Here is a 17,086-nt window from a genome sequence, read left to right as displayed (position 1 = left end):
TTAGAGCGTGTTTCATAAGCCGCGGCCTGATAACCACAGGTTGATCGCGGCGACACGGACGGTGGCCAGGTAGCGGACGGCGAGTTTGTCATACCGGGTGGCCACTGCCCGGTGCTGTTTGAGGCGGTTGATCGTGCATTCCACGGCGTGCCGCAGGACGTAGAGACCGCGCTCGAACGCGGGCGGTCGCCCACCGGCATGGCCTCTGGCCGCGCGATTCGCGGCCTGATCTGCCTTGATCGGGATAGTTGCCTTGATCCCGCGTCGCCGCAGGTAAGCACGGTTGGCCGCCAAAGAATAGGCTTTGTCGGCCAGCACCCGATCCGGCCGCGACCGGGTACCACCGACCCCGAGCCGCGGCACCCGGATCTCGCCGAGCACGGTCGTGAACTGCGGGAAATCGGCCCACTGACCAGGCGTGACGAGCAGCGCCAACGGCCGCTGCTCCTGGTCGGCGGCCAAGTGCAGCTTCGTGGCGAACCCGCCCCGCGACCGTCCGAGGCCATGGTCGGCGGGTTCGTCATCGAATCCGCCCGCCGGCTCGGCCTGGCGGTGCGGGTCGCGGCGGGCACCGGCCGCGTGCTGGTGCGCTCGGGCGACGGTGGAGTCCACGCTCACCGTCCACTCGATCTCGCCTGCAGCGTCGGCGTGGGCTTGCAGCGCGGTCAGCATCGATTCCCACGTTCCATCGCGCTGCCAGCGGCGGAACAACCCGTACACCGTTTGCCACGGCCCGTAAACCGTTGGGATGTCACGCCACGGGGTGCCGGTACGGATCCGCCAGCGGATTCCGTCGATCAACCGCCGTTTCGACCACCGAGGCGGCCGGCCCGGTTTCATACCGGCAGGTAGTAGCGGTTTCAGTTTCGACCACTGGGCATCGGTCAGATCCGCACGGCACGTTGCCGTTACGCTGTTCAAGAGGTCTCCGGTTGGTCTCCGGTTGTGCTTGGTCGTTCAACCAACTACCGGAGACCTCGTCATATCACCAACTTCTCAACCCGGACAACGGGTTCGACCCCCACCATTGGGCTTATGAAACACGCTCTAATCTCCATCGTGGTCGGCGAGTTGTCTCCGGTCTACTCGGGTGATTTTTCTTTATAGGACACAACGTAATTGGTTGTCCGGGATGGTCAGGTCCACGAGGTAGTGTTCGACGATCTCGTTGATGCACGCATTGGCTGCGGTGGTGGCGCCGTGTTGTTCGCCGTCGACGGTGAGCAGTCGTGCGCCGAGCATCTCTGATAGTGCCACACCGCCTTCGTGCGGGGTCAGCCCGTCACCGGTGACGGACACCACGAGTGTTTCGGGCAAGCCGGTGATGTTGTCGCCGTAGGGGTAGTCCAGTACCTGTTCGTCGGGCCACCCCTCGCATCCGTAATGGGTGTCCACATCGAACCCGGGGTCCATGTACGGGGCAAGAGAATTGACCTCTGCGACGACGGCTGTTGTCTGTTCGGGTGTCGGCCTGATCTCATCGAGGCAGTTGATGGCGAGGGTCGCTTCCGATGAATTCGTGTACGTCCCGTCGGGTCCGCGCTGCGCCCCGACATCTCGCAGTGCGAGCATCACATCGGCGCGCCCGGCTCGTAGCTCGGCCAGGCCTGCGATGACGCTGTCCCACGCTTGGCTGGAGTACAGACCGAGTGTGACAGCTTCGATCGCAGCAAAATAGGTCAGTCGACGCCCACCCGCGGTCGGGGCGGGGGTGTCGAGGAGCGGTCGAAGCAGGCTCTGGATAGCACCCACCGTTCCCGCAAGATCACTTCCAAGAGGGCAGTTCCCTCGGTCTACGCAGTACCGGGACAGTTCGTCGAACGAGCGCTGTACGCCTGCGAACAGTTGTGTCTGGCGTTCGAGGACATTCTTGCGGGGATCGACCGCCCCGTCGAGGACCATCGCACGGACCCGGCTCGGAAACTGTTGGGCGTAGATCGTCCCCAGGCGCGTTCCGTAGCTGGCACCGAGGAACGTCAACTGCTCGTCGCCGAGCGCCGCGCGCAGGACATCGAGATCACGTGCCGCGTTCTCGGTGCTCATCTGTCCCAGGACGTCCATTCCGCCGCTTCGTCGAGCGCACTGCTCCAACACCGACCGGGCCGAGTCGGCGGTCCAGGCCAGCGCACCAGCGGGGATCCCGGAAACGATCGCGTCGTCGTCACGCTCCTGGTCGGTGTAGCAGTCGATGGCCGGTCGAGAGGTGCCGACTCCGCGGGGATCCATCGACACGATGTCGAACTGTTGGCGAGCTGGGCCGTCCGCCCAGGAGTCGGCGACCGCGGTCACGAAACCCACACTGGGTGCTCCTGGTCCGCCGGGGTTGACCACGACCGATCCGACTCTGTCGGTGCCGGTGGCTCGGATGCGGGAGATTCCGAGTTCGATGGCGGGCCCGTCGGGGCTGGAGTAGTCGAGCGGCACCTCGAGTGTTGCGCATTCGACCCGGTCATCGTCAATGCCTGTGGCGGTCTGGTCGCATGGGGCGAAGTCGAGTGTCTGTGACTCGTAGTGCGCCAGTGTGGGATACGAGGAGTTCAGCTCCTCCGATGAGAGTGTGCTGCAAGAGGTGACGGTCCACAGGGCGGCTGTACTCACTGCGGCGGCTTTCAACAGTGCAGTGCGGCGACGCTGATGACGCCCGTGTCGGTGGAAATAGCTGTCTGTCACGAGAAATTCCTATCGACGGGTCGGCGTGGAATGGGCGAGCAAGAGTCCGGGGCGGGAATGCGTGAGCGCTGCGTGGAATCGTCACGGTGGGCAGCTCTCGGGTTCACGTGTGAGCTCCCCCGCAGGCCGGTGACTAGTTCGCGAAATTGTCCAGCCAGCTTGTGCGGATGCGCAGAGCGCGTTCGATGCTGCCGAGGAAGGCAGCTACACCGACCGCGATGTTTGCCGCGAGCGGCAGCCGCAGCGGAGACTGCACCCCGCCGACGAGCTCGCGTACCTGCGGAATGCTGGTGATCGGCTCGACCAGCTGTAGTAGCGCGACCAACATCCCGACCAGAACGGCGAGCGTGGCGAGTACGCCGAGGATGCGGCTCAGCTGTGGCCGGTTCTCCTCGAGCCTGGCCCGACGACCTTCGGCGGACGCGGGATCGGGCACCAACATCGTCTCGTTGTCGTCGGTGTCGACGAAGTGGCAACGCTTGAGCCCGAACCCGCCCATGGCGACTTCGATGGTTCCGTTCTCGACGGAGAATCGGGCGGGCATACGGGAGACAGCATGTTGCAGTCCGTTGCGGTACAACCGGGCACGTACTTCCCCGTCTTTGCCGTCGCCGAGCTGTCGGACGTCGACCGTGTACTGGGTGGTGGTGCCGGATCCGGCCGACACGTCCAGAGCGAGCTGGGACCTGCTGAGGACCTGCCACCACCGAAAACGTGTGAGGGCCCGGCCGTCGCCGGGTCGAACTCGTCGCTCGGCTCGTCGTTCACGCCAGCTTGTCGCCATGACTACACCCCAAAATTCATTAGTACAGCGTGATAGTGCGTTTTCGACGTTAGCACGCTGTACTAGTATTGTCAGGGTCGGAGGTGACGATAGTGCCACAAAGTGAGCCCAGCACCAGGGACCGCATTTTGATTGCTGCCGCGACGATGGTGTCCGAAGACCCGGGTGCCAGGCTCAGTGTCCGCGCCGTCGCCGCGCGCGCTGGCGTCAGTACCGGTTCGCTGCGGCACTTCTTTCCCACGCAGCGGGCGTTGATAGACGAAGTCGCAGCAGGCATCACCGGTCTCTTCGCGAGTGCGGACGTCATCGAGGACACCACGGTGCCCGCCGAGGATCGGCTGCTGGCGTGTATGCAGCAGGTGCTGGCTGCCACGGGCGCCGGGGAACAAGCGCGACATGCGTGGCGGCATACGCTCGAGACCTACGTCGGCTCGGAGCCCAGTGCCGATGCCATCGCTACCTACCTTGCCTTCAGCGCGGCTGGGCTGCGGCGTACCGAGCACTGGCTGGACGTGCTCGAAAAAGAAGGGGTCCTCCCGCCAGGAGACAATGCCCAACGGGCTGCCTACCTCAACGTCGTACTGGACGGTTTGGCCATAGCTCGAGCGCTACCGACCGACGCCGCGCGAATCCGCTCGGAGACAGACACACTGCGATACGCCATTTCGATGCTTTTCACACCGCACCCACACCGCAGGGCGGCTTCGACGCACAAAGCTGATCTGTAGTCATCGCCGTGAGCACCGAGTTGGTCTGTACTTGCCGACGCGTTCCGTCCTGTCCAGCAGCACGCCCTACCGACCAGGAAGTAGGTGTCGATCTGCGTCAGGCCGGTTAGAGCGAAGCCGTAGCCCTCGTATACAGCCTCGACCTGCGCGAGGTTCGCTTCCAAATGCTCGACATCGGCCCCCTAGTTGTTCTTGCCGTCGGCTATCAGGCGTGTAGCGAGGTATCGACGAGCCTGCTCGGTGTACTCCGCAGCGCCTTCGGTTCTCCCCAGAACCATCTCAAGCTTGATCCCCAGCTCGGCAAGCTCGGACCGGCCCGTTCCTGCGGTGAGATCACGATGGTGGCGGCGGATTTCGCCCATCCCAAAACTACACCAAACATTCACGGATATTTCTGGTGATCATCCGTGAACGAGCGTGCATCACCTAACGGCATCGCCGCAGGTAGATCACCTATCGTGACCTAACGTGATCCGACGTGAACGCTGACCAGACCTCGAAACCCTAACAGCGGGTTCTGGGTTCCAAATCCTGCTGTCGCCCACCGCCGGGCAGGAATGTGGACGGCAGGCGACCAGCGAGGCGAGGTGAACTTGAACTGAGGGGTCACCGACGATGGCCACCCGGTTTTCTTGTGAAGGCGGATTTGGCGGCGCGTTGCGCCGCGCCCAGTGTCAGGCCGGAGAGGGTGATGCGGTAGAGCTGATCGCCGGCACGCCGAGGAGGCTCCGTGCCCGTGCCCTGGTTCGGCGGCTGCGTTCCCATCGCTGCCGAGAGCGCCTGTAGCGACAACCGTCCGTTTTGGACCGTTGACCAGCCCGGTTTGGTCGTCACTGAGAGGTGCAGGGTTGATGCCGTGTTCGTGCTGCAGTCGTCCTCGACCCTGTGGCCGCGACAAGTCGGCATGCGATCGTCGTCCGGAGTCCAGGACCGTGCAAGCCCTGCGCCCTAGCCTGTGAACGGGTTGCGGCGCTGGGTCAGTCGCTTGTACAGCGTCTGCTGGATGGTTTCGCGGATATGGTCGGTGACCTCGAACATGGTCATCGGATCGTCAGCGGCGTCGGGACCGTAGTGTCCGGTGTAGATGGGTTCACCGAATTCGATGTACCACTTCGATGGTAGTGGGATAGCGCCCAGTGCGCCCAGGTGCGGAAACAGCGGTGTCACCGGGAAATACGATAGGCCGAGTAGCCGGGCCAGCGGTGTGATGTCGGCCAGTTTCGGATAGATCTCTTCGGAGCCGACGATCGAGCATGGAACAAGCGGCACACCGGTCTGGACGGCGGTGGAGACGAAGCCGCCGCGCCCGAAACGCTGTAGCTTGTACCGTGCTTTGTAGGGCTTGCCGACGCCTTTGAAGCCTTCGGGGAACAGCCCTGTCAGCTCACCGGCGCGTAACAGTCGTTCGGCGTCGGCGCGGCAGGCCAGGGTGTGTCCGGCCCTGCGGGCCAGTGGGCCCACGACCGGTAGGTCGAAGACGAGGTCGGCGGCCAACAGGCGTACCGCGCGCTGTTTGGGATGATGGTCGTGCACGGCGACCTGCAGCATCAGCCCATCCAGGGCCACCACGCCGGCATGGTTGGCCACGATCAGCGCGCCCTCGGATTCGGGGAGGTGCTCGATACCATCGACCTGTACCCGAAACCACCGCTGTGACAGCGGCCGCAGGACGGGCAGGATCAGTGACTCCAGCAGGTCCTCGTCGAGGCCGAACGCGTCGAGTCGGTAGTCTCCGGCGACGCGACGACGGGCGAAATCGGCCGTGCCGCGGACACCCGCGGTGGCCGCGTCTCGTATCAGATCGCCGAAGGTCACGACCGGGTCTCGACGACGACCTGGAAAGGGACGTCCGGTCTGTGCCGCGGCATCCCCTCGTGGACCGACGAGCACCGCATCGCTACATCTCTCGAGTCGCGGTATGGCCGCCCTATTGCCGGTTGCAGCCGAAACCTGAGTTCGGCCCCTACCGGCCCGAACTGCGGTAGCGAGCGCACGACAATCACGGCGACGGAGCTGGCCGGTTTCCTGATCGGCATGATGTGACCACCGTTCGATCCGCTCGGGGAACTGCAATCGTGAGTGCGGGCACAGAAGCGGCGTGGGTGGTTCGATTCTATCCTGGTCCGTGACACCCGATGCGGGTGCCTGCTTCGACGGTCTCGACCGGTCGGCCCGGGTGATGGCGAGAGCTTTCGTTGTCTGGGGTCGCTTCCGAGCGAGAGCCTGAGGGTGGGCCGTCAGGCTGGTGTGGGTGTGCTGGGCCGCCGAATGCGAGCGGCGACGGCCGCCGAGACCACCAGCAGGGCCGCGGCCGCCGCGGCGACGGCGACTGCCGTCGACTGCGGAGCGTCCAGGCGGGCGATCGCGATCCACGCCAGGCCCCACACGATCGCGGCGGGAGCCGCGAACCTGCCCCGGCCGATCACCGAAAGCGCGGCGCCGACGACGGCGGCGCCGACCACCACGATCACCGCCCACGGTTGAGCACCCAACCCGAAATCTGCGGTGGCCTGTTTCAGGGCCGCGGCGGTGTTGGCGACGGTAGCGACGACGATCCATCCCAGATACAGACCCATAACACCGTCGAGAACCACCGCTTCGGTCGCGTCGGTCGGCCGTGATTGCAGACACCGGATAAACACCGCCGCCAGCGTCACCAGCAGTGCCACGATCACCGCGACACTTACCGTGACCCACCCAACCTGGACCGTCGCGATCCATGCCGCGTTCAACAGCAGCGACAGCGCGATCAACCAGCCGGTCGCCCGCAACCGCGGGTTTTCGCGCTGCGCCGGAAGGATCTGCCATACCGCGAGCGCGAGGAACCCGGCATATAACAGCGACCAGATCACGAACGCGGTGCCGCCCGGAGCGACATAGGTGGCATCAGCAGCCAGCGCACCACCAGCGGCTTCCGAGATCGGGGTCCCGCCCCACGCGCCGGAGCCGATGACCGCGGCGGCGACCGCCACCACAGCGCTCACTCCCACACTGATCTGCCTGCTGTAATCCGTGCTCCGGGCCGTCATATCGACGGGATGCCCACCCCGGGCGCATTCAATCCCGGCGCGGGGGCCCGCTCGACTCGCTGCGGGCGCCGTCTACGCGGTGCACAGCGGGCGGATGTCGGTGGCACCGCCCGGGGTGGGGGAGGTCAGCAGCAGGCAGGGGTCGTAGCCGCGGTCGGCCACGACTGCGCGGATCTCGCCCCAGCGGGCCGGATCGACCGCCGGTGAGCGCGACAGCACGAATCCGGAAAACCGTAAGGGGTCACCGACAATAGCCCAGGAATAGTCCTCGGCGATAAAGGTCACGATGTAATTGGTGGGTCCGTCCAAAGAATTCTGGAACGGCACGCCCGGGAAGCTGACGTGCAGTTGTGCTCGGGTGACCGGGTCGTTGACCCGGGCATTTCCGATGATGCGGTTGGTGGCGCCGCTCCAGGAGATGCAGGTGTTCTCGACGCGGATATTGTTCGCGTCGATCAGTTGATAGTCGGCGGTCGTGTTGCGGGCGCAGTCGAGGTTGTAGGGCTGCGGCAGGGCGGCGACCTGGTTCCATACGCCGAGGTAACGACCCACGTCCAGGGCCTCGACCGGCGCCAGCGGCTGCCGGCCACCGGGCGCGGTGGACCCGGTCGCGGTACTCGATCCGAGGGCCGCGCTGAGCGCGGCGATCACCCCTACGGTTCTCCATATCATTTTCACAGCGGCCCCGGCCGATGGTCTCATTCGTAGTTCCTCGATAATCGATTCGGTTGATGGCCGCGAAAACCTGCTCCGACCGTTCGAGAAAAATCGCAAGAGAACTCGACAGATATTACCCCGGCATTGCTTTTCACAAATCAGGACGGTGATCGGATATGCGGTGCGTAGTCTTCGGTGCCACCGGCTACATCGGCGGGCGGCTGGTCCCCGAACTGCTCCGCGCCGGGCACCGGGTGCGGGTGGTGGCCCGGACCCCGGCGAAGTTGGCCGAGGTCCCGTGGCGCGAACGCGTGGAGGTCGTGCGCGCAGACCTCACCATCGACGACGACGTGCGTGCGGCGGTCGCCGACCAGGAGGTCCTCTACTACCTGGTGCATTCGCTGACCCGCCACGACTTCACCGATATCGACCAGCGCGCCGCACGTACCGTCGCCGCCGCCGCGCAGACGGCCGGGGTCGGGCGCATCATCTACCTGGGCGGAATCATCCCCGAGCAACGGCCGCTGTCGCGGCACCTGGCCTCCCGCGCCGAGGTAGGTGAAATCCTGCGGGGGCAGCGGGGTGCCGACAGTGGAGTTGCGGGCGGCGGTCATCATCGGTTCCGGCTCGGCCAGTTTCGAAATGCTGCGTTATCTGGCCGAACGCCTGCCCGCGATGGTGACCCCGCGCTGGGTGCACAACCGCATCCAACCGATCGCCGTGCGCGACGTCCTTCACTACCTGGTCCGGTCTGCCGAACTACCCACGAAAGTCAACCAGGCCTTCGATATCGGCGGCCCCGACATCGTGACCTACCTGTCGATGATGCGGAAATACGCGACCGTATCCGGACTCCCGCACCGGCTGGTCGTGCCGGTGCCTGTGCTGACCCCATGGCTGTCGGCGCAATGGGTCAATGTCGTCACCCCGGTCCCACGCGCCTTGGCGGTCCCGCTGATCGAATCGCTCATCCACGAAGTCGTCTGCGGTGATCATGACATCGCCACCTACATCCCTGACCCCGAGGGCGGGCTCACCCACTACGAGCAGGCCGTCGAACTGGCCACCGCCCACATCCGCAACGCCGAAACCGCGACCCGCTGGCCGGACCCCGACGCAGCTGCCGTACCTGCGGCGCCCCTGCCGAGTGACCCCGAATGGTCCGGCGGATCAGTATACGAAGACCTACGCGAACACCACACCCACACCGACGCGGAAACCCTGTGGGCGGTCATCGAATCCATCGGCGGAGAAAACGGCTGGTACTCGCTACCACTGGTGTGGTCACTGCGCGGCTGGATCGACCGAGCCACCGGCGGGATCGGCTATCGCCGCGGCCGCGAACACCCCTACCATCTACACATTGGTGAAGCGCTCGACTGGTGGCGTGTCGAACACATCGACCGTGGGCGGCTGCTACGCCTGCGCGCCGAAATGAACCTGCCGGGCATGGCATGGCTCGAACTCGGCGTCGAACCCGCACCCGGCCGGAGCGCACGGTACCGACAACGGGTCGTTTTCCAGCCCCGCGGACTAGCCGGGCACCTCTACTGGACAGCGATCACACCGCTGCACGACGTCGTCTTCGGCGGCATGGCCCGCAACATCACCGCCACCGCCGAACACCACAGAAAGCCCGACGCCACCACAGCGAGCGCGAGCGACGGCGAGCATCGCCCACCCTGGCGGCCACACCGGAATTGACAAGCCGACAGTCCCGCACTTGCTCATATCATGGCCAGGCCATCCGGGCGATCTCGCACTCGACCAGGGGCATGTCAGCGACGCCGGGGGCCACGGGCGGGGCTCGATACCGACCGGCCTGCGCTCGGAATCGGGCCCGTCGAACGACGGTGGCCCAGCAGAAACAGGCGGTCCTGCGGTTGGTCGAGCAGTTCGCACTGTTGCTCGCGGACTCGGGCACACCGCGGTGACCCGGGCCGTCGTCTACGTCCTGGCAGACGACGCTCTGGGTGCGGTGCGACCGGATTGCCGCGGCCCGTGCGTAGGGTCGTGGGATGAGCATCGAGTGTTCGGCCGTTGTCGCGGTTCCTCGATCCGAAGTGTTCGCGTGGTTCGCACGTCCGGGGGCATTCGCGCGGCTCGCACCGCCGTGGCAGCCGGTGTCGTTGCTCGAGGAAGCCGATTCGCTCGCCGATGGGCGTGCGGTGCTCGGTTTGCCGGCGCGCTTGCGCTGGGTGGCCCGGCACGAGGGCGGTGAATACGACCCGCCGCACCGGTTCGTCGACCGGATCACCACCCGAGGCCTGGCGTCCGTGCCCGCGTCCGCTGTGCTGTCGTGGCGGCATATTCATGAATTCGAGGAGGTGGACTCCGCTCACACTCGGATAGTGGACCGGGTTCAGACCTGGGTGCCTGCCGCAATGCTGCGTCCGATGTGTTCACCTATCGGCACCGGCAACTTACAGCGGATCTGGCGGCTCACGCACGAGCCGCCGACCACGCCCTCGGCGCGATAACGGTCGCGGTGACAGGGTCCTCCGGCTTGATCGGGTCGGCGTTGACGGCCTTTCTCAGTTCGGGTGGGCATACCGTGATCCGGCTGGTGCGCCGCGAGCCACGTGAGCGCGGGGAGCGGCGCTGGGATCCCTACAGTCCCGCCGGTGGTCTGCTCGACGGCGTGGACGCGGTGGTGCACCTGGCCGGGGCACCGATCGCGGGCCGGTTCACCGACGAGCACAAGAGGGCGGTCGCGGAGAGCCGGATTACGCCGACCCGCAAACTGGCCGAACTCTGCGCGCGGTCCGGCGTAGGGGTATTCGTCAGCGCCTCGGCCATCGGCTACTACGGATACGACCGCGACGACGAAACACTCACGGAGCGGTCATCGCGGGGGACCGGGTTCCTGGCGGACGTCGTCTCCGACTGGGAGGAGGCAGCAGCTGCCGCCACCTCGGGCACCACCCGGGTGGTGTCGGTCCGCACCGGGATCGTGCAATCGCCGCGAGGCGTGACACTGCGGTTACTGCGCCCACTGGTCGGTGCCGGAATCGGTGGCCGCATCGGTTCCGGGCACCAGTGGATGTCCTGGATAGGCATCGACGATCTCGTCGATACTTATCATCGTGCGCTGTGGGACGACGGGTTGCGTGGTCCGATCAACGCGGTGGCACCGCATCCGGTGCGCAACATCGAGTACACGCACACATTGGGGCACGTCATGCGTCGGCCCACCGTCGTTGCGGTACCAGAGCTCGGCCCCGCCGTGCTGCTCGGTCGCTCGGGTGCCCGCGAACTCGCCACCGCCAGTCAGCGGGTGGTGCCGGATCGGCTCGTCGGCGCCGGCCACAAATTCCGCCACCCTGAGCTGGAATCCGCGCTGCGCCATGTCCTGGGCCGCACCGCGGAATCGTAACGACTGCGAAGAGTGCTGGTCGATGTCGATAGCGGCATCGCGGCAAGCCCGTGGCTGTCGAAGCGACCGATCTCGTGGTGTCCGACTTCGCCGTGGAACCTCGAGTTCGTGGGACGGCTGCACCCCGATCCGCATCCACCGCTAGTGCATCATTATTGCGTCGCTTACCTGGACGGATTCCGACCGCTCTCGGTGGAGTCTGTCCTCGTCAGTGGTGGCCTGGTAATTCGATCGATAGCTTCGCCGAGCCCGTCGAGGCGGTGCGCGAACTCCGGCAGGATCACCGCATCCCAGCCCGGCCCGCCGACCAGGACTCGGGACCCGGCGGCGTGACATGCACGTATTGCAGACGTCAGCGCGGTGGACTCCTGCTGCGACCAGAGCACGGCATCGGGCCGCCGATCGTCGCGGGTGAGTGCGGCCGCGAGGGCGTCGGTGGGTACGTCGGCGCCGAGCATCAACGCGCCGACACCGCGCTCGGCGAGGCCGGCGCGCAGGGCTTCCAGCGGTAGGGCGTGGGTTTCGCCGCTGGTGCATGCCAGTACGACCGCCTGGTTGGTCGCGGGTGCAGGTACCGGCGTATGGCGGTGCAGCACAACGGTGATCGACCAGGACAGCAAGTGTTCCACATCGATGCAACTTTCGCCGCCCAGTTGCCGGGTGACGACCGCCGCGAAGGCAGGGCGGCACAGGAGATCCCACGTATCGACCACCCCGTATGCCTGCAGATGCGCGGTCAGCAGCGCGGAGGTCGTTCGCATGTCTAGCGCGAACGCGGCGTTCAGCAGCGGCTCCCACTCCCCGAGTACGGGAGTCGGAGATGTGGCGGTCACCGCGGCAGCCGCACCGGCCGGGCTCGCGCCCGCGTGGATCATCGTGAGCATCCGCTCGAGCACCGCAATATCGGATGCACTGTAGAGGCGGTGCTGTCCCGGTCGGTGCTGGGTCGGGCCGATGGCGTAGCGGCGATTCCAGCTGCGCAACGTCGCGGTCGGAATGCCGAGCCGGTCAGCTACCGCGCGCACCGTGTATCCGGCTGCGTCGGGAAGGGGGGCTGGACCGGCGGGCATGAGCCTATTGTGCCCCCTGAAGGCGCCGACATCCCAAGCGCCCGGGCCTCCGCCGGTTTGTTGTCGGTCGGTCCGTGTGTGAGGCGACAAAGACACATCTCGGGGCACTGGCGCGAATGTGGGTCAGCCTTCCCGTCACGCGACCACGAGAATTTATGCGTCGATTGTGCATCGTTTTTCTGTTAGGGTGACTTCCCGACAGAGGTAGCCGAGATTCGAGGAGCGCCGGATGTTCTCGCGTACAAGATCTGCCGTCGACACCCCGAGCCGCCGATGGGGGCTGCGGTTGGCCGCGTTCGGTGCGGCCTCGGCCGCTGTCGCGGTCACTGTCGGGACAGCTGGGAATGCGGGCGCGGTACCCGATCGTGTTTCCGTCGCCAGTCCGGCCCCGGTGGAAAAAGTGGAGCTGACCCGCTATCTGGGTACGTGGCATCAACTCGCCGCCGTCCCACAGCCGTTCAATCTGGCTTGTGCCCGCGACACCCGAGCGGATTACCAACTCGACGAGCAAGGTGATATCGCAGTGCGAAACACATGCGTCACCTGGACCGGATCGCTGAACCAGATCGAGGGAACAGCGACCGTCAACGACCCTGTCACCGGCGCGCAGCTGCACGTCAGCTTCCCCAGCGTGCCCGGCCAGGACCAGCGCACCGGGCCGACCAATTACATCGTCACCGCACTCGGACCCGACTACTCCTGGGCCCTGGTGACCGACCCCAGCCGCTTGTCCGGGTTCGTCCTGTCCCGAACACCAGCACTGGATGCCCCGACCTGGGATCGAGTGAAGGCGGCGATCGAGGGCACGGGCCAGAGCCCGTGCATGTATCTGACATCGCCCACAACGGGCGGAATGGCCGATATCGCACCCCTGTGCACCCGTTGAGCATGACAAACCATGTCCGGCTCCTTCCGGCATCGTCCGGTCCCGCTGCTGTGATCCGGTGGGCGCCGCGGTGACGGCGAGCATCGCTCTGTTCACGCGCGATCTGCGGGTACACGACAATCCGGTGTTGACTGCCGCACATCAGGCGGGCGAACCGGTCATCCCGCTCTTCGTGCTCGACGACGACATCCTGGCCCGGTTCGCTACACCGAACCGCGTTCGGTTCCTGCTCGCGGCACTCACCGAACTGGATGCCGAACTACGCGCCCTCGGAAGTCAGCTCGTTGTCCGGCGCGGCGACACGGTGACCGAGACCGCTCGTATCGCCGAGGAGACCGGCGCCGGCAGCGTCCATATAGCCGCTGACGTCAGCGGCTACAGCGTCCGCCGCGCTGATCGGCTGCACGCGAGGCTTTCCGAACTCGATTGCGCGCTGCATGTCCACGGCAGCTCGGTGACCGCCATCGATCCGGGTGCGCTGCGGCCATCCGGCGGTGGCGATCATTTCGCCGTTTTCACCCCCTATTTCCGCCGGTGGGTCGAGGCGAACCAGCGCACGCCGCTCAGTGCCCCGCGGCGACTGACGCCGCCGCCGGTAACCGGTGTCCCGCTGCCCGAACCGGCCGATCTGTGCCCTGGGTCGAGCTCGCCGCAGCTGGTTGTCGGGGGCTCGGCCACCGGCCGGAAGGTGCTGCGCGAGTGGGTCTCCGGGCCGATCGCCGATTATGCCGAACGCGCCGACCGGCTGGATTTCGACGCCACCTCGCACCTGTCGCCGTACCTGCATTTCGGTTGCCTTTCCACCGTGCAGATACTCGCGGCTGTCGACTCCGCAAGCGAAGGTGGCCAGGCATTCGTGCGCCAGCTGGCGTGGCGCGATTTCCATCACCAAGTGCTGGCCGCACGACCGAATGCGGCCTGGTCGGACTACCGCAGCCGGCCGAACAACACCTGGCGTGACGACCCGCAGGCCGTGCGGGCCTGGCAAGCGGGCGAAACCGGATTCCCGGTGGTCGACGCCGGGATGCGGCAACTGCGTGCGCAAGGCTGGATGGCCGGACGTGCCCGGATGATCGTTGCCGGCTTTCTCACCAAATCCCTGGGTGTGGATTGGCGTATCGGTGCGCGGTACTTCCTGGATTGGCTGGTCGACGCCGACCTGGCCAACAATCAGCTCAACTGGCAGTGGGCGGCGGGCACCGGCACCGACACCCGGCCGAACCGGAAACTGAACCCCCTACGACAAGCCGACCGCTTCGACCCGGACGGCACCTACGTGCGCCGGTGGCTACCCGAACTGGCCGATCTTCCGGGCAACGGTATTCACCGGCCGTGGCGCGAAAACATCGACCCCGCCACATACCCGGCACCGATTGTCGAGTGCGCGGGCATGTGACGGTGGCCGACAGCGTTCGCTAGCTGGTGGGCGGCGTCAGAACGCCGTCGATCAGGTAAACGGTGGCATTCGCGGTTTCGACACCGCCACAGACCACAGCCGCCTCGTTGACGGTGATCTGGTCACCGGATCCGGTCACCATAACCTCGGATCCCTCGACGGTCGGGTGTGTGCCGACGACGGCGTCAGGCGCCATCCGACCCTCCACGACGTGGTAGGTGAGGATACTGGTCAGCAGCGCCGAATCCGTTTTCAACGTTTCGAGTGTGGCGGGGTCGAGCGCGGCGAAAGCATCGTCCACCGGAGCGAAAACGGTGAATTCACCACTGTTGAGGGTATCGACGAGATTGACCTGCGGATTGAGCTGACCGGATACCGCGGAGGTGAGTGTGGTCAGCAGCGGATTGTTCGACGCGGCTGTCGCCACGGGTTCCTGCGCCATCGAATCGATCGAGCCGGGCCCACTCGGTACTTGCTCGGCGTAGGCTGCGCACCCAGCGCCGACCGGCCCGGCCATAGCGCCGTCATCCTGCGCCGGCATCGTGGGCGCGGACGTAGTCATCGCGGGTGAGGGCTCGGCATTGTCCGATTCTCCGGTGTCGGTACATGCCGATCCGGCGATCGCAATCGCCGACAGTGCGGCGATCAGTGCCGCGGGGTGCTTCCGGATCTTCATGTCGTGCCTTTCTGTCAAGGGGCGAGATGCCCGTACTTGCCGTCGGCGCATGATCTGGTGCTGCAGGAATGCGGTCAGAGCCCGTAGCTCCGCCATACGTCGTGGCCACGCCAGAAATTTTCCTGATGCGTCGATTCTGCATCATTTGGCGCGTAGTGTGAAGCCTCACAGAGAGATATTTCAATCGGCCGACGGCGCTGCAGGCGTCACAATGGCCATGGACAAGATCGGGAACGAGGAGGAGATCGTCATGTTTCATTTCACTGCTGCGCGCTCGCTCGGGTTGCTCGTGAGTGTGGGAACGGCGTCACTGTTTGCGCTGGCCGCCGGCCCGACTGCCAACGCTGCGCCGACTGCGTCATGTCCGGCGCCCGGTGCTGCGTCCGTGCAGGCCGGGACCGGTGAGGCGTCTTGCTCGGCGACCAGTACCTCCGGCGGTGCGGGGGCCGCCTATGGGGTCGATGGCACCGCGGCTGCTGATGCGGCCGCGACGAGCCTGTCGCTGGCCATCGCGCAGAACGGCGGCACGGCGACGTCGAGCTCGGAGTTCTTGTCGGGTCCGGCCGCTATCGCGCTGGGGCCGGGCGCGCAAGCAACTACGGTCGGGGTGCGCCCCGGGCTGTCCATCGGCATTGCCGGCCCCGGAGCCGTGGTGACCGTCACCGGGGTATCGACCCCCACCTGCACCGGCGGTCCCGGATTCGCCGGGGACTTCCAAACTTTGCAGGGCTGCGTGTCGCTGCGCTGAGAATCATGCTCGGGTAGGAAGCCGACTGCTTGTCGACACCAGGACGGCGAGCGATAGGCACATCGTCCTCTTTGCCAGGGATTTGCGGCCGTTCGCAGTGGTGCGGCTTCAGCGGGTTCGTTGAAAGGTGGTCGAGCGTGGTCGAGGGTGGTGCAGGAGGTGACTCGGTACCCGGGTACACGGTCGGAGCCGTCGCGGCAATGTTGAATATTCCCGTCGCGACACTACGCAGCTGGAACCAGCGCTACGGCCTGGGACCCGCCCGCCACCGCCCCGGCAGGCACCGGCACTACACGGCCGGTGACGTGGCGATACTGAGTCGGATGGCCGATCTGGTCCGCACCGGGGCGAGCCCGGCTGAAGCGGCCGAAGCCGCCCGCCTCCGGGCAGATTCGCCACCCACGCTGGGAGATGTGGCGCCGGTATTGGCCGCGGCCGAGCAGCTTCGAGTCGCCGAGCTCTTGACCGAGATCACCGCACATCTCACGCATTTCGGTGTGATAACAACATGGCAGCGGTTGTGCAGGCCTGCCTTCGCCGACATCGTGGGCCGCCAGGATCGAGGCATCGACTTGATCGACGTGGAGCATGTTCTGTCCTGGGCGATCACCATCGGCTTGCACCGCGCGGTACCGCCGGTACGCAACGTGGCGGGGCTTGCTCCAATACTGCTGGCTTGCACCGAGGACGAGGGGCACGTACTTCCCCTGGAGGTCCTGCGCGCCGCGCTGGCCGAAGCCGGGATACCGGCCTTGCTACTCGGCGCCGTACCCGATAATGCACTCGCCGATGCGGTAGCCAAACAGCCGCGCGGCCCCGTGGTCGTGCTGTGGTCCCAAACGGATCGGACAGCGATCGCGGACGCAGTTGATCCCGGACGCGTACGTGCCCGGTTACTTCTGGCCGGGCCTGGTTGGTCCGCATCCCATACGCTGCCCACCGGCGGGCAGCGTATCGGCACGCTCGAGGAGGCGGTCACCGAGATCGGCCGGCTGGCGCGGACCGGTGAGTAGCCATCTCTTCATATAACGATGCGTAAACGATGCAATTTCGGCGAAAAAGTGCC

The 17,086-nt window shown here is 66.0% G+C and carries 14 protein-coding genes and 2 pseudogenes; 8 read left to right on the top strand and 8 right to left on the bottom strand.

The genetic code is table 11. The annotated features are described in order from the left end of the window. Positions 1-12: 12 nt before the first annotated feature. From NS6_RS29695 to NS6_RS29685, 3 genes are all read right to left on the bottom strand, one after another. Positions 13-921, bottom strand: coding sequence for an IS5 family transposase (locus NS6_RS29695; protein WP_068048788.1), 909 nt, complete (start codon positions 919-921; stop codon positions 13-15). Between the two features lie 180 nt (positions 922-1,101). Then, the gene (locus NS6_RS29690; RefSeq protein ID WP_168443403.1) at positions 1,102-2,598 is read right to left on the bottom strand and encodes an alpha/beta hydrolase; all 1,497 of its coding nucleotides are present in this window, start codon (positions 2,596-2,598) and stop codon (positions 1,102-1,104) included. Between the two features lie 205 nt (positions 2,599-2,803). Then, on the bottom strand, positions 2,804-3,454 hold the full coding sequence (locus NS6_RS29685) for a hypothetical protein (protein ID WP_068048785.1): 651 nt from the start codon (positions 3,452-3,454) through the stop codon (positions 2,804-2,806). 92 nt (positions 3,455-3,546) lie between these two features. On the opposite strand from NS6_RS29685, the gene NS6_RS29680 reads away from it, so the two are divergent. Together NS6_RS29680 and NS6_RS29675 are read left to right on the top strand one after the other, a co-directional pair. After that, complete coding sequence (locus NS6_RS29680) at positions 3,547-4,182, top strand: TetR/AcrR family transcriptional regulator (protein WP_084471535.1); 636 nt, start codon at positions 3,547-3,549, stop codon at positions 4,180-4,182. Between the two features lie 164 nt (positions 4,183-4,346). Beyond that, positions 4,347-4,583: a hypothetical protein gene (locus NS6_RS29675; RefSeq protein WP_068048779.1), complete on the top strand. Its 237-nt coding sequence runs from the start codon at positions 4,347-4,349 to the stop codon at positions 4,581-4,583. A 547-nt stretch (positions 4,584-5,130) separates the two neighbouring features. Here the strand turns inward: NS6_RS29675 and NS6_RS29670 are convergent. From NS6_RS29670 to NS6_RS29655, 3 genes are all read right to left on the bottom strand, one after another. Further along, a complete protein-coding gene (locus tag NS6_RS29670; RefSeq protein ID WP_371859378.1) occupies positions 5,131-6,237 on the bottom strand; it encodes a lysophospholipid acyltransferase family protein in 1,107 nt (368 codons plus the stop codon). A 182-nt stretch (positions 6,238-6,419) separates the two neighbouring features. Further along, on the bottom strand, positions 6,420-7,211 hold the full coding sequence (locus NS6_RS29660) for a TspO-related membrane protein (RefSeq protein ID WP_068048770.1): 792 nt from the start codon (positions 7,209-7,211) through the stop codon (positions 6,420-6,422). A 72-nt stretch (positions 7,212-7,283) separates the two neighbouring features. After that, positions 7,284-7,883, bottom strand: coding sequence for a lipocalin family protein (locus NS6_RS29655; protein WP_157113015.1), 600 nt, complete (start codon positions 7,881-7,883; stop codon positions 7,284-7,286). Positions 7,884-8,044: 161 nt separating this feature from the next. Between NS6_RS29655 and NS6_RS29650 the strand changes: the two are divergent. Then, positions 8,045-9,572, top strand: a pseudogene (locus tag NS6_RS29650) (SDR family oxidoreductase). Between the two features lie 314 nt (positions 9,573-9,886). Then, positions 9,887-11,244 (top strand): annotated as a pseudogene (locus NS6_RS29645) (TIGR01777 family oxidoreductase). Between the two features lie 164 nt (positions 11,245-11,408). Here NS6_RS29645 and NS6_RS29640 read toward each other — a convergent pair. After that, complete coding sequence (locus NS6_RS29640; RefSeq protein ID WP_068048764.1) at positions 11,409-12,314, bottom strand: MerR family transcriptional regulator; 906 nt, start codon at positions 12,312-12,314, stop codon at positions 11,409-11,411. Positions 12,315-12,543: 229 nt separating this feature from the next. Here NS6_RS29640 and NS6_RS29635 point away from each other — a divergent pair, with 229 nt between their 5' ends. Together NS6_RS29635 and NS6_RS29630 are read left to right on the top strand one after the other, a co-directional pair. Beyond that, entirely contained in the window at positions 12,544-13,200 is a 657-nt protein-coding gene (locus NS6_RS29635; RefSeq protein WP_084471524.1) for a lipocalin family protein, read from the top strand. Positions 13,201-13,270: 70 nt separating this feature from the next. Then, positions 13,271-14,596, top strand: a complete 1,326-nt coding sequence (locus tag NS6_RS29630; RefSeq protein ID WP_068048872.1) for a cryptochrome/photolyase family protein — start codon at positions 13,271-13,273, stop codon at positions 14,594-14,596. Positions 14,597-14,615: 19 nt separating this feature from the next. On the opposite strand, the gene NS6_RS29625 is transcribed toward NS6_RS29630, so the two are convergent. Continuing rightward, positions 14,616-15,272 (bottom strand): fasciclin domain-containing protein, encoded by a 657-nt coding sequence (locus NS6_RS29625; RefSeq protein WP_068048757.1) that lies wholly within the window; start codon positions 15,270-15,272, stop codon positions 14,616-14,618. 217 nt (positions 15,273-15,489) lie between these two features. Between NS6_RS29625 and NS6_RS29620 the strand changes: the two genes are divergently transcribed. Both NS6_RS29620 and NS6_RS29615 read left to right on the top strand, forming a co-directional pair. Then, positions 15,490-16,020, top strand: a complete 531-nt coding sequence (locus tag NS6_RS29620) for a DUF6764 family protein (RefSeq protein ID WP_245669563.1) — start codon at positions 15,490-15,492, stop codon at positions 16,018-16,020. A 137-nt stretch (positions 16,021-16,157) separates the two neighbouring features. Then, positions 16,158-17,033, top strand: coding sequence for a MerR family transcriptional regulator (locus NS6_RS29615; RefSeq protein WP_068048754.1), 876 nt, complete (start codon positions 16,158-16,160; stop codon positions 17,031-17,033). Positions 17,034-17,086: the final 53 nt, after the last annotated feature.

It is taken from the genome of Nocardia speluncae NBRC 108251 (genome assembly GCF_001613245.1).
Taxonomy (GTDB): Bacteria; Actinomycetota; Actinomycetes; order Mycobacteriales; family Mycobacteriaceae; genus Nocardia; species Nocardia speluncae.
Note: the sequence above shows the minus strand (reverse complement) of the source record. Positions and strands in the feature narration are given on the sequence as shown.